Genomic DNA, 13,410 nt, shown 5'->3' with positions numbered 1-13,410 from the left:
CGACGAATCGTTCGGCTGTGAGGGCGGGGCGGTTCCAGTAGCCGCGGGCGACGCCGGTGCCGGCTATGTAGAGTTCGCCGGCGGTGCCGGGGGGCGTGAGGTTGAGGGTGTCGTCGAGGACGTAGACGCGCATGGTGTCCAGGGGGCGGCCGATGGGGACGTTGGTGGCGGCTACCTGGTGGGGGGCTTGCATGCGGTGGTAGGTGGCGAAGGTGGTGGTTTCGGTGGGGCCGTAGACGTGGACGATGGCGGTGCTGGGTGCGGCGTCGATGGCGTGTTGGATGGCGGTGGGGGAGCCGAATTCGCCGCCTGTCCATACTTCGCGGAGGGAGGACAGGGTGGTGGGGTCGTCTTCGGTGATGATGTTGAACAGGGCGGTGGTCAGGAAGGCGCTGGTGACTTTTTCGCGGGTCAGGAGGTCGGCCAGGGTGTGGGGGTCCAGTGGTCCGGGTGGGGCGATGATGACGGTTCCGCCGCCCAGGAGTGGGGCCCACATTTCGTAGGTGGAGGCGTCGAAGGCGTGGGGGGAGTGCATCAGGACGCGTTCGTGGGCGCCGTTGGTCCAGGCTCGGTCGGTGGCCAGTGCGGTGACGTCGTGGTGGGTGACCGCGACGCCCTTGGGTGTGCCGGTTGAGCCGGAGGTGAACATGAGGTAGGCCAGCCAGCCGGGGTGGACGCGGGTGTGGACGGGGTCGCTGGGCTCGGTGGTGGTGGTGAGGGCGTGGTCCACGATGAGTGTGGTGACACCGGTTTCGGTGGCGCGTTGGTGTTCGGTGGTGTCGGTGAGCAGGATCTGGGCGCCGGTCTGGTTCAGGACCCAGCGCATGCGTTCCATGGGGTAGTCGGAGTGGAGTGGGACGTAGGCGCCGCCGGCCTTGAGTACGGCCAGGACCGCGGTGACGACGTCGGCGGAGCGCTGCATCAGCATGCCGACCCGGGACTCGGGTCCCACACCCGCGGCCATCAGCACCCGCGCCAGCCGATTCGCCCGAGCGTCCAACTCCGCATACGACAAACGCAGCTCACCGGCGATGAGGGCAGCGGCATCGGGTGACTCCGCCACGCGCCGTTCGAACAGCTTGGGCACCGAGAAAGCCTGGGGAACCGCCAGCTCCAGATCTGTGATCGCGGTGTCCGGCTCCGCCGCGACAGCCGTCCGAGCGAAGTGGAGGAAGCGGATCTGTGCGGTGGTCGACCGGTCGGCGGGGGCGTCGGCCGGACGCCGGACAGTGATGGTGGGTTCGCCGGCCCGGTCGGCAGTCGAAGGGTCCGCCGCGTCCTGGCAGGCCTGGGCGACCCGGGCGATCAGGTCGCCAAGCGTGTCATGGGCGTTGACGCGCATGCTCACCGTCAGTGCGCCGGTGCGGCCCTGTGCCGCCCGGATCCCGAGCTCGACCGTGGTGGCCCCGGTGAGCCGGTGCAGATAGGCCGCGACGATCGCCGGCGGCACCGTGTACGACGGGGCGGCGGCGTGCCTGGCCGCGGACTCGTGGCCCTCGGCGAGGTCCGTGGTGCGGCCCGGCTGCCGGTGGATGACGAAGGACGCCGCCGCCTCGGCCGGGCCCCCGTCGTCGAAGCGCCGATCGGCCTCGACCGGCGCAGGGGACGCGGCGCGGTAGAGGTCCGCCGCCCGCTGGGCTATGAGCCAGGCGCCGAATTCGGTGGCCTCCTCGGCGCGATGAGCGACGCCGGCCATGCGCAGACGCCACAGAACACGGCCCGGGGCGATGTGGACCAGCTCGGAACGGAAAGGTGGCTCGCCGGCATCTGCGGATTGCGCAACGGATTTCCGGATCGACTCTTCAAGATGCGCGGCATGGAATCCCCCCAGGATTTCCACGCATTCGGTGTACCCCGCGTTGACCGAATCTTCGGACGTACCGATGAAATCCGTGCCGAAAGACATCCCCGTGGACTCCTCAGTCGGTGACTCAGCGGCGCCAGGCTACGGGGAGTTACCTAGCGGGCCGCGTGCGCTACCTAGCGCGCGCCCCAGCGTCTCGCTAAAGAGCCTGGTCAGCGCAGGGGCCACCGCGGTGTTCGGGGGCGTCGTGCGATGCCGTCGTGAAGATGGCGGAAAGTTGCGCGGCCACCAGCTCACGCAACGGGAACGGTGTGGCGCTCGTCTCGGTCTCGAAGGACTCGCACAGTGGGCCCAGTGAGCGCCGGGAATGTTCGGTGGCGCGCCGTACGAGCGGATTGCCGTTGATGCTGGTAGGGGAGTCGGGGAACATGCGCTGCCACATTCCGAGTGCCCGAAGTGGAAGCAGATGACTGCCGTCGTACACGGCGTTCCACAAGGCCTCGGCCAGTTGCGGATCCTCGGGGCGCTCGATGCCGTTCCGCCACGCGTTCGCCGCGGCTCCGGCGAGTTGCAGGGTGTCCTGTACGGCCGGGAGGAACAGGCTGTCCGGAACGGTACGGCCGGCCGCTTCGAGGGCGGCTTGGAGCGGGGCCAGGGTTCGGGTGATGTGTTCGGCCTGCTCGCCGATAGCGGGCGCCCAGCGTCCGGGCGGTGGCACCGGCGGCCGCTCCACCCGCCACTGCGGCACCTCGGCCAGAATGCCGCGGGTGGCGTGGCGCTGGGCGTAGTGCAGGCTGCACGCGCCATGGTCGGGGTGGGCGATGCCCCCGCTCGCGTCGGCGGGGCGGTGCAGAGCGTCCGCGGGCGGCAGGACATGCACGCCTGGGGCGGGCGAGGCCCACCCCAGGGTGTCGACCGACACCACGTCGACCGGGAGCCCGTGCAGGGCCGGGAGCCGCGTCAGTTCCTCCGCGAGCGCCGGACGGTCCTGGTCGAGGATGTAGAAGGCGCCGCCGACGTCGCTGTTGTGCAGCGAACACAGCACCTGGGGGGCGAGTTCGTCGATGGCGCCCATCAGCGCGGTGGTCTCGGGCAGCGGGCGGTCGAACCTGGCCCCCGGGACGTCCAGCGGGAAGGTCCACTCGGGCTGCCCCGCCATGGCGGGCCGGTAGAAGTGCCGGTGGTATGACTCGACGCTCGGCGGGGCGGTGTACCAGCTCTCGTTCAACCGGGCGCCGTCGAGATCCCAGCACGGCAGGATGTGCCAGGTGAACGGGGCGACGGCCGGATCCTGGGCGCGGATCGCCTCGGCGATCAGCCGTGCCAGCTCCATGCTGGTCAGCAGGCCGACGGGCTCGTTGGGATGGGGGCCGGCCACCACCAGTACGCCGCAGGGACCCGAGCCGAGGGAGATCAGTTCCAGCCGCTCGCCGGCCCGGGTGTCGCCCAGGCGGCGCACCCGGCCGCCCGGGACGCCCAGCGCCTCGGCGCGGATCGCGGCCAGCGCGGCGTCCACTTTCGGGAACCGGTCGAAAGCGCGGACCCGGGCAACCAGATGAGCCAGCGGACAAGCTTGCACGGGGTGCTCCTGAGGGGGCGAACAGGTGGGGGGAGAAGTGTCGCCGCACCGTTTATCCCCCCACCAGGAACTGCTAAAACGAAATCAACTATTGGTATTTGTTGATCGTTTCAGAACAATTCAGCCTCAGTGGCGATCAATCTCGGTGCGATCAGTGCAACTCGGCCTCACGTTCGTACGCCAGCTCGCCGAGTAGTTCGGCGGCGGCGGCCTCACCGTGCAGATCGCCGTCCGCGGCGAAGATCCGGCGAGCCCGTGCGGCGGATTCCGTGGCCGCGTCCGCCGCCCCCCGCTCGTTGTGCACCCGGGAGAGCTGGAGCAGCATCCAGGCGGTGGCCTGCGGTTCGCCGACCCGTTCGGAGAGGACGAGCCCCTGCTCCGCCGCCCACCGGGCGTGCTCGAGGTCGCCCACTCGGCAGGCCGCGATGCTGAACCGGTGCAGAACGGTCCACTGGTACGGCAGGTCACCGAACCACGCGGCGGCCCGCCATGCCTGCTGGTAGGCCGGAATCACCTCGGGGAGCCGGTAGTCGGTGGCCAGCGCGCTGATGAAGTCCCGTACGGCCAGCACCTGCGGGTCGTCCGCGTCCATCTCCCGCGTCAGCTTCAGCGCACGCTCGGCGTAGGCTCTGGCCTGCTGGTCCTCGTCCGCGGTCATCCGGCACATCGACAGCCACACCAGGGCGTAGCACATCTCCTGACGTGCGCCGAGCCGCTCGAACGCCTCCAGGCAGCCGGTCAGCCGCCGGAAGGCGTCATGGGAGCGCTGCTGCACCAGGCGCCGGGCCTGGGTGAACTCCGTCCGCCAGGCGACGAGTTGGTCGCCCGCCGCGACGGCGGCCTTGCGGATCGCATCGTGGATGCGCTGGGCCGCCGAACGGGTGGTGACGCTGATCAGACCGGCCAGCTGGGCCGCGTCCGCGTACCAACCCAGCTCGCAGGCCCGCTCGACCACGAACACCGCCAGTCGCCGGCAGGAGTTGTCCCAGGCCAGCGGTTCCTCCACGAGCCGCCGCACCTGCTCGGCCGACAGCACGTCGGGGATCGGCCGCGCCTCGTCCGGCTGCCGGTCCCACACCACGCGCTGGCGGCGGCTCCTGGCGGCCACTCCGATCTGGAGGAAGGCGTCCAGCAGGCGGCGGAGTGCGGCCCGGCCCGTCTCCGAGCTCTCTCCCGCGGCAAGATCCGCGGCGTACACGGACAGCAGGTCGTGCATGCGGTAGCGGGGCTCGCCGGTGAGGTCACGGCCGACCGGGGTGATCAGACTCGTCCCCACCAGCCGCTCGATCAACTGCTCCTCGTCCCCGCTCTCGCCGCAGCCGATCAGCGCGGCCAGCACCCAGGACGGGAAGTCGGCCCCTTCGAGCAGTCCGAGGCGGCGGAAGGCCGTCTGGGTGCCGACGCCGAGCCCGAGGTAGCTGAGCTCCATGCTCGCCCGCATCCCCAGCGAGTCCACCCGGAGTTCGTCGAGGCGGCGTTGCCGGTCGCGCAGCCTGCGGGCGAACGCGGCAAGCCTGGCGTCGGGCCTGGCGGCCAACCGGGAACCCGCGATCCGCACGGCGAGCGGCAGCCGCCCGCACATGGTGACGATCTCCTGGGCGGCCCCGCGCTCGGCCGCGGCCCGCTCCCCGACGAGGCCCGCGAGCAGCTGCTCCGCGTCCCGGGCGCTCAGCACGTCCAGACTGATCTGGTGCCCGCCCGGCAGCCCGGTCAGCCGCTGCCTGCTGGTCACCAGCACCGCGCAGCCCGGCGTGCTGGGCAGCAGCGGCTGCACCTGGCCGAGGTCCACGGCGTCGTCCACGACCAGCAGCACCCGGCGGTCGGTCAGCCTGGCGCGCAGTGCGGCGGCCCGGGCGGCGCTCCCGCTGGGGATCGCCTGGGGGCTCAGCCCGGAGAGCCGGAGCAGGTCGCTGATGGTGTCCCCGGGCGGCTCGCCCCCGGCGGTGCCGGCGAGGTGCACGTACCACTGGCCGTCGGGGAAGTCGCCGCGCAACCAGTGCCCGACGCGTATCGCGAGGGCGCTCTTGCCGACCCCGGGCGGTCCGGAGAGGACCACGACCGGAGCGGTCGGGCCGGCGCCGGAAGCGGTCAGCGCCCCGGCGATGGTCTCGGCCTCCTGGGTACGGCCGACGAAGTCGGCGATGCCGGGCGGTAACTGGCACTGCACGGACCAGCCGTCGCCGCCTCCGGTGTACCGGGTAGCCCCGCTCTCACCTGCGCCGCCGCGCGGTTCGCGGGACTCCGGCTCGTCGGGCGCCACCGGAGGGCGGGCGGAAACGGCGGTCACCTCGCCGTCGAGGATCCGCTGCTGCAACGCGCGTAGCTCGTCCCCCGGCTCCAGTCCGAACTCTTCGATCAGCAGGGTGCGCGCCTGCTGGTAGCACTCCAGCGCCTCCGCCTGCCGGCCGTCCCGGGACAGCGCCAGCATCAGCTGCCCCCAAAACCTCTCGTGCAGCGGGTAGCGGCCGGTCAGCGTGCGCAGCTCACCGAGCAGATCGCTGTGCCGGCCTCTGGCCAGCTCCAGATCCACCCACCGTTCAAGGGCCCGGCTGCGCTCCTCGGCGAGCCGGTCGGCCTCGTCGCGCTGGAGCCGCTCGGAGGGTACGTCGAAGAGGGCGGGACCGCGCCACAGCCGCTCGGCCCGGCGGAGCATGTCGATGGCGGCGCCGACCTCGCCGCTCTGCTCCGCTCGCCGCGACTCCTGGACGAGGTGGCGGAACTCGAGCACGTCCACCGCGCGCGGGTCGATCTCCAGGCGGTACGCGCCGGAGACGGTGCTGATCCGCACCGAGCCGCCCACCTCGCGCTCCATCTCCTTGCGTAAGCGCATGAGATAGACGTAGAGGGTTTCCTTGGCGCTCATCGGCGGGGCGTCGTCCCAGAGCCACTGGATCAGCTCCGCGGTGGAGACGGCGTGGTTCGCCCGGAGCAACAACCCGCCGAGCAGTACTCGGTGCTTGCCCGCCCGGGACCTGAGGACCCCGTTCGGCCCGGCGAGCTCCACCGCGCCGAGCACGCGCCCGGCCACCTCCCCGCATCCGCCACCGCCCGCAACCAAGGGATCTTCCGGCTCGACCGCGCTCCCACAGGCACCGGAATGCTCGTACGACAGCCCCGCACCCAACTCGTCCCCCCTCGAATCGACGCTGCTTCGGCCGATCCTACATAGCGTCGCGTCACTGAATGTAGCGGGACGGTCATGGTGAGTGATCTGTTCGTTATGTCGGTGGCCTGAACTTTTCGCTGTACGCGGGAGTTGTGCGATGGCCGATTCTGCCCGTCGCGGGGCCGAGCGCGGGGTACGTGAGGGCTTCGCCCGCGGGGCCTGGCCGGGGACCGATCGCCATGCCGCCCCTGGGCCGCCCCGCGCGGACGCCCGCGGCCGCCGACCCTGCCGCCCCTGGCGCCGCGCGCCGTCACATCGGCCGCGGGTACGCGCTCCGGTGTGAGCGGAAGGCGCCTGACCCGGGCAAGGCCCGGTTCAGGCGCCTTCTCTCAGGCTTCTAGAAGAAGCCGAGCTTCTTCGGCGAGTACGACACCAGGAGGTTCTTGGTCTGCTGGTAGTGCTCCAGCATCATCCGGTGGTTCTCGCGGCCGATCCCGGACTGCTTGTAGCCGCCGAAGGCCGCGTGCGCGGGGTAGGCGTGGTAGCAGTTGGTCCACACGCGGCCCGCCTGGATGGCGCGGCCCGCGCGGTAGGCCGTGGTGCCGTTGCGGGTCCACACGCCCGCGCCGAGTCCGTACAGCGTGTCGTTGGCGATCTCGATCGCCTCGGCGAAGTCGGCGAACGGGGCCACCGCCACCACCGGGCCGAAGATCTCCTCCTGGAAGATCCGCATGCTGTTGCGGCCCTCGAAGACGGTGGGCTGCACGTAGTAGCCGCCGCCCAGTTCGCCGCCGAGTTCGGCGCGGACCCCGCCGGTGAGCAGCCGGGCGCCCTCCTCACGGCCGATCTCCAGGTACGAGAGGATCTTCTTCAGCTGCTCCTGGGACGCCTGGGCGCCGACCATGGTGGAGGTGTCCAGCGGGTGCCCCTGCACGATCTTCTCGGTACGGGCCACCGCCGCGTCCATGAAGTCCCGGTAGTGCCCGGACTGGACCAGCGCCCGGGACGGGCAGGTGCACACCTCGCCCTGGTTGAGGGCGAACATGGTGAAGCCCTCCAGCGCCTTGTCCCGGAAGTCGTCGTCGGCGGCCGAGACGTCGTCGAAGAAGATGTTGGGGCTCTTGCCGCCCAGCTCCAGGGTGACCGGCTTCAGGTTCTCGCTCGCGTACCGCATGATCAGGCGGCCGGTGGCGGTCTCCCCGGTGAAGGCGATCTTCGCCACCCGGGGGCTGGACGCCAGCGGCTTGCCGGCCTCCTCGCCGAAGCCGTTGACGATGTTCACCACGCCCGGCGGCAGCAGGTCCGCCACCAGGCTCATCCACACATGGACCGAGACCGGGGTCTGCTCGGCGGGCTTGAGGACCACCGCGTTGCCTGCCGCCAGCGCGGGGGCCAGCTTCCAGGTGGCCATCAGGATCGGGAAGTTCCACGGGATGATCTGCGCCACCACGCCCAGCGGCTCGTGGAAGTGGTAGGCCACCGTGTCCTCGTCGATCTCCGAGAGGCCGCCCTCCTGGGCCCGCAGCGCCCCCGCGAAGTAGCGGAAGTGGTCGATGGCCAGCGGGATGTCCGCGGCCAGCGTCTCCCGTACCGGCTTGCCGTTCTCCCAGGACTCGGCGACCGCCAGCTCCTCCAGGTGCTGCTCCATCCGGTCGGCGATCCGGTTCAGGACCGTGGCCCGCTCGGCCGGCGAGGTACGGGCCCAGCCGGGCGCCGCCGCGTGCGCCGCGTCCAGGGCCCGTTCGACGTCCTCGGCGGTGCCCCGGGCCACCTCGGTGAACGGCTGCCCGGTCACCGGCGTCGGGTTCTCGAAGTACCCGCCCCGCTGGGGCGGCACATAGCCGCCACCGATCCAGTGGTCGTAACGCGACCGGTAGCCGACGATCGAACCCTCGGTGCCCGGGTCTGCGTAGCGCGTCATGAACGGCCTCCCGTACTCGTCGAATGCCGTGGCGAACCGGCCTCGGCCGCCGCCGCCCGCACCGTCGCGGGCGGCGGCGGCCCGAGGCTAGCGACCGGCACGTTGCACGGACGTTGCACCGCCCCCGGCGGGCCGGCGCACCGCGTAGTCGGCACGCAGCCCCGCCACCTGCCGCAGCAGCGCCTCCCGCCCCGGCGCCCCGGCCGGCAAGGCGGTCAGCAGCGCCTCGCGCACCTCCAGATCGTGCTCGCCCCACGAGGTGTCGGCCCAGCGCCGCAGCAGCTCGGCGTCCGCCCGGCCCAGCACCGCGCGCCGCAGCCGGTCCTCCAGCAGCCGCCGCAACCGGACCACGCCCGGCGCCTCGGAGCGCGGCAGCAGCGGCCCCCGGTAGGCACCGACCGCGGCGGCCAGGTCGCCGGCCGCCAGCTCCTCCGCCACCTCCTTGCTGTCCAGCGCGACCGGGGCGGCCAGCCGGTACGGGCGGGAGGCGAGCAACGGGCCCACCAACCTCCGCAGCCGGGAGAGTTCGGCGCGCAGGGTGACCGGGGAGCGGTCGTCGGCGCGCTCGCCGTACAGCTCGACGGCGAGCGCCTCGCCGGTCAGTCCGTCCGGGTGGGCGGCGAGCAGGACCGCGATCTCGCTGTGCCGAGGGCCCAGGCGCAGCCGGTCGCCGTCCACCACCAGCAGGGCCTCGTCCCGGCCCAGCGCGGACAGGGCCACCCGGGGTCCGCCGGGCGGCGGGGCCGCGGCGGCCAGCTCGGCCTGGGCCGCGCGGGCGGTCGCCCGCACCAGGGCCAGGCTGTGCGGGCCGGCCAGATGGTCGCCGCCGGTCAGGTCCAGGGCGCCCAGCAGACGCCCGGTGTGCGGGTTGTACAGCGGGGCCGCGGCGCAGCTCCAGGGCTGCGCCCGGTGGGTGAAGTGCTCGGTGGCGAGGATCTGCACCGGTTGGCCGAGGGCCAGCGCGGTGCCCGGGGCGTTGGTGCCGGCGTGCCGCTCGTCCCAGCGCGCCCCGGCCGTGAAGTTCATCCGCTCGGCCCGGCGCCGGACGCCCGGGTGCCCCTCCACCCACAGCAGCCGGCCCCGCTGGTCGCAGACCGCGAGCAGATGCGCGCCGTCGAAGGCGATGCTGCCCAGCAGCTCCCGGAACAGCGGCATGGCCCGGGCCAGTGGATGCTGCTCGCGGTAGGCCCGCAGGTCGGAGTCGGCCAGCTCGACGGGGGGCAGCGCCCCCGGCGCCACCCGAGCGCCGGCCGAGCGCCGCCAGGACTGGGCGACCAGCGGGCGGACCTGGGGCGCCACCTCTCCGGTGGCCAGGAACGCCTCATGGGCACGGCGCACGGCCCGGCTGTGCCCCGCCGGATCGGTGCCCGGCGTCATCGCCGGCCAGGGGTTGACCAACCGGGGCCTCGCTTCGTAGCACGGACGGGACGGACATCGGCGGCCATACGCGGAGGGTCGCCGCCCGGGAGGGCGCGGTACGCCACCGAGGCGGGCATCGTCCGCGGCGCACCGGCCGGTCGCGCCGGACCCGCGCCGGGACGGCTCGCCGCCCACCGCCGTCGCGGGGCGCGACGTGCCAGGCCGCCCCGTCGTCGTTCAGCCTCCCCCCTCGCGCCGAGGTCCCGCAACAGCCGGGACGAGCACGGCGTGATCTCGCTGCCCGCCCGCCCCGAGGTACGGCCTGGGGCTGACGCACCGTCACCGGATCGGCCCGGGGACCGGCCCACGCGGGACCGGCCCAGGTGAGCGGGCTGGTACGGATCATCCGCGACACCGGCCCCCCGCCGTCGCCGCACGCGCGGCGGGTGCAACGATGAGGGGCGTCATGGAAGCGCGGCATATGGGGCACCTGTTGCGGGCGCTGCGGGCCGCGGTGTTCGCAGCGGTCTGCGTGCTGCCCGCGGCACTGGGCCATGCGCTGATGTCCGGATCCGCCGTGCCCTGGTGGATGGTGGCCGCGGGCCTCGCCGGCACCGGCGCCGCCGCATGGTGCCTGTCCGGTCGCGAACGCGGCCCGCTGCGGGTCACCGGGGCCGCGGTCGGCGCGCAGGCGGTCCTGCACACCGGGTTCGCCTTCGCCCAGAGCGTGGCCGCCGGGGCCGGCGCGCCCTCGGCGCGGGTCTGGCTGGCCACCTCCTGCGGCTCACCGGTGCCGGACCACGTACCCGGCCAGGTCGGGCACGTGCACCAGCACATGGCGCAGGCGGGGATGCCGGATCCCGGCGCGGCGACGGCCATGCCCGGGATGGCCCATGGACACAGCGCGGTCGGCATGTGGGCCGCGCACCTTCTGGTGGCGCTGCTGTGCGGCCTGTGGCTGTCCGGCGGCGAACGGGCCGCCTACCGGCTGGGCCGCACCCTGGCGGTACGGCTCTTCGCCCCGGCGCTGCTGCTCCTGGCCAGGGTGCCGCTCCCGGCCGGCCCGGCCCGGGTGCGAGCCGACCGGCACCGCACCGGGCAGCGGCTGCGCCGGCTGCTGCTGGCCCATGTCATCGCCACCCGTGGTCCGCCGCCCCGGATCGCCGTCGGCTGACGGCGTCCAGGCCAAGGACCATGTCACCGGCGCGCCGCCGCGCGGCCCGCCGGTTCCCAGGAAGGACCGCAGGCGATGACCCCTGCCCGCGACCGCGCCGTGCCACCCCTGTGGCCGGTCAGCGGTTCACCACTCGCTCAGCCGGGTGGTCAGTTCCCGCAGCCGCTCCGCGCGCCGCGCCCACTCCCGGCAGGCAGCGCACTCCCGCAGATGCGCGTCGAGGACCCCGTCGGGGATCTCCGGCGGCGGCGCCTCACCGTCGATCCGGGCGGAGACGGCGGTACGAGAATCAGAACAGTCCACGGCTCTATCGTCGCTGATTCAACGGTCCACGCTTCAACTGGAAGTATGGATTCCGGTGCCGATCCCCTCGGAGGCACCGGTGCCTGATCGCGACGACGCGGCGGTGACCGCCTGGGCCATGGCCGCCGCCGGCGGCGACCGCGAGGCGGTGGACCGCTTCATTCGCGCCACCCGCACCGATGTGTGGCGCTATGTCTCCCGGCTGAGCGCCGACCCCCAGGCCGCCGACGACCTCGTCCAGGAGACGTACCTGCGGGCACTGGGCGGACTGCCGCGCTTCGAGGCACGTTCCTCGGCGCGCACCTGGCTGCTCTCCATCGCCCGCCGCGTGGTGGTGGACCGGCTGCGCCGGCACGCCGCCCGGCCCCGCCTCTCGGACACCGAGGACTGGCAGGCGGTGGCCGAGCGGAGCCAGTCCCGGGGGCTGCCCGACCTCGGCTTCGACGACGGGGTGGCGCTGTCCCAGCTGCTCGACGCCCTGCCCTACGAGCGGCGTGAGGCGTTCGTACTGACACAGCTGCTGGGGCTGGCGTACGCCGAGGCCGCCGTGGTCGCGGGCTGCCCGGTGGGCACCATCCGATCCCGGGTCGCCCGGGCCCGGGAGGCGCTGATCGAGCAGCTGACCACCGCGGAACGGGTCGCGGCCGACCCGGACGGCGAGCGCTCCCGCGCCGTGGCCGTCCGCGCCGCCGCGGTCCCGGTGGCCCCGGCGGCCGGCGGACCCCCGGCGGGCCGTTGCCCGGGAGGCGCAACCGACCAGGGCGGCCGGGTACCGGCGCTGGCCGGCTGACGGGAGAGCGACGAGAAAGGGGCCCCGGAGGTGTGTCACACACCCCCGGGGCCCCGGCGCTTCCGGGCCCTCACAGGTCGCCGGCGCGTACCACCACCGCGTTCACCCGCAGCCGGCCGCTGTCCCGGAAGTGCAGCACGAACGGCACCAGGTCGCCCTCCCGGAGCGTGGCCGGCGGCTGGTTCACCATCACGTCCACCCCGGTGGGCGACATCCGCACCGTGCCGCCGGCGGGCAGGGGCAGCGAGGGCATCATGCGCATGGTGCCCGCCCCGTCGCGCTCCACCGTGCGGCTGAGCATGGCCGTGCCGGTGGTCGGCGAAGTGACCCGCAGCAGCACGTCGTCGGCCCCGCCCCGGTTGCGGATGTCGAAGAACGCGGCCGTGGCCTCGGGGTTGCTCGGCAGCAGCAGCCGGGCGCCGGTCACCTGGGGGTCGGCCGGGCTGCCCGCCGCACCGGCGGCGGTCCAGGCCCAGAGCCCGCCCAGGGTGAGCGCGCAGGCGAGCACGGGCACCAGCGCGGCGCGGGTCGCGGACAGGTCGGGCATCATCGCTCCCAGAGGGCGTGGGCGGGTACGGCGGAACGGCGGCGGCCACCGGTGGGCCCCGCGGGACGGCGGGCGGGGGAGGGCCGCCAGCCGCGCAACCGGAGGCTGTTGAGCACCACGATCACCGAGCTGGCGGACATCGCCGCGGCGGCCACCATCGGATTGAGCCAGCCCACGGCGGCCAGCGGCACGGTGACCGCGTTGTAGCCGAAGGCCCAGACCAGATTGGCCCGGACGGTGCCCAGGGTGCGGCGGGCCAGCCGCACCGCGTCGGCCACCGCGGACATGTCCTCGCGGACCAGGGTCACGTCGGCGGCCCCGATGGCCGCGTCGGTACCGCCTCCCATCGCGATCCCCAGGTCCGCCCGGGCCAGCGCCGCGGCGTCGTTGACCCCGTCCCCGATCACCGCCACCCGGTGCCCCCGCTCGCGCAGCTCGCGGACCAGCTCGTCCTTGCCCTCCGGGCTGATCCGGGCGTGCACCTCGGCGATGCCCAGCCGCTCGGCCACCGCCCGGGCGGCCTCGGGGCTGTCCCCGGTGGCCAGCACCGGCCGCACCCCGAGCCGCTTGAGGTGGTCGATGGCCCGGTAGCCGCCCGAGCGGAGGGTGTCGCCCAGCGCGAACACCGCCTGGGCCTGCCCGTCGACCCGCAGCACCACGGCCGTCTGCCCCGCCGCCTCGGCCTCCCGCACGGCGTCCGCCAAGGGCTCGGGCAGCGCCTCGGGCACTGTGCCGGGGGAGTGCGCGGCACCGGAGGACTTCTCGGGGGGCCCGTCCGGGTCCGCGGGCCCGCCGGTGCTGTTCGGGGCGGCCGAGCTGGTGGGGGT

Annotated in this window: 10 protein-coding genes; 2 read left to right on the top strand and 8 right to left on the bottom strand. The window is 73.6% G+C overall.

Features of this window, described 5'->3' with window-relative positions:
* From E4099_RS19035 to E4099_RS19015, 5 genes are all read right to left on the bottom strand, one after another.
* The coding region (locus E4099_RS19035; protein ID WP_135340298.1) for an amino acid adenylation domain-containing protein at window positions 1-1,696 on the bottom strand (1,696 nt) is incomplete at its 3' end.
* A 307-nt stretch (window positions 1,697-2,003) separates the two neighbouring features.
* Complete coding sequence (locus tag E4099_RS19030; RefSeq protein WP_135340297.1) at window positions 2,004-3,383, bottom strand: M14 family metallopeptidase; 1,380 nt, start codon at window positions 3,381-3,383, stop codon at window positions 2,004-2,006.
* 151 nt (window positions 3,384-3,534) lie between these two features.
* Window positions 3,535-6,411: an AfsR/SARP family transcriptional regulator gene (locus tag E4099_RS19025; RefSeq protein WP_135340296.1), complete on the bottom strand. Its 2,877-nt coding sequence runs from the start codon at window positions 6,409-6,411 to the stop codon at window positions 3,535-3,537.
* A 475-nt stretch (window positions 6,412-6,886) separates the two neighbouring features.
* Window positions 6,887-8,410, bottom strand: a complete 1,524-nt coding sequence (gene exaC / locus E4099_RS19020; RefSeq protein WP_135340295.1) for an acetaldehyde dehydrogenase ExaC — start codon at window positions 8,408-8,410, stop codon at window positions 6,887-6,889.
* 87 nt (window positions 8,411-8,497) lie between these two features.
* A complete protein-coding gene (locus E4099_RS19015) occupies window positions 8,498-9,808 on the bottom strand; it encodes a GAF domain-containing protein (protein ID WP_135340294.1) in 1,311 nt (436 codons plus the stop codon).
* Window positions 9,809-10,235: 427 nt separating this feature from the next.
* Between E4099_RS19015 and E4099_RS19010 the strand changes: the two genes are divergently transcribed.
* On the top strand, window positions 10,236-10,943 hold the full coding sequence (locus tag E4099_RS19010) for a hypothetical protein (RefSeq protein WP_245244986.1): 708 nt from the start codon (window positions 10,236-10,238) through the stop codon (window positions 10,941-10,943).
* A 126-nt stretch (window positions 10,944-11,069) separates the two neighbouring features.
* Here the strand turns inward: E4099_RS19010 and E4099_RS19005 are convergent, their stop codons facing one another.
* Window positions 11,070-11,246 carry a zf-HC2 domain-containing protein gene (locus tag E4099_RS19005; protein WP_135340293.1) on the bottom strand — a complete coding sequence of 59 codons (177 nt, stop codon included), beginning with the start codon at window positions 11,244-11,246 and terminating at the stop codon, window positions 11,070-11,072.
* A 79-nt stretch (window positions 11,247-11,325) separates the two neighbouring features.
* On the opposite strand from E4099_RS19005, the gene E4099_RS19000 reads away from it, so the two are divergent.
* Window positions 11,326-12,036, top strand: a complete 711-nt coding sequence (locus E4099_RS19000) for a sigma-70 family RNA polymerase sigma factor (protein ID WP_386390849.1) — start codon at window positions 11,326-11,328, stop codon at window positions 12,034-12,036.
* A 70-nt stretch (window positions 12,037-12,106) separates the two neighbouring features.
* Here E4099_RS19000 and E4099_RS18995 read toward each other — a convergent pair whose 3' ends face one another.
* Window positions 12,107-12,583: a copper chaperone PCu(A)C gene (locus E4099_RS18995; RefSeq protein ID WP_342451930.1), complete on the bottom strand. Its 477-nt coding sequence runs from the start codon at window positions 12,581-12,583 to the stop codon at window positions 12,107-12,109.
* Window positions 12,583-13,410, bottom strand: an 828-nt coding sequence (locus E4099_RS18990) for an HAD-IC family P-type ATPase (RefSeq protein WP_135340291.1), incomplete at its 5' end; no start/stop codon positions are given. The genes E4099_RS18995 and E4099_RS18990, both read right to left, overlap by 1 nt.

The organism is Streptomyces palmae (genome assembly GCF_004684805.1).
In the GTDB taxonomy this organism is placed as follows: domain Bacteria; phylum Actinomycetota; class Actinomycetes; order Streptomycetales; family Streptomycetaceae; genus Streptomyces; species Streptomyces palmae.
Note: the sequence above shows the minus strand (reverse complement) of the source record. Positions and strands in the feature narration are given on the sequence as shown.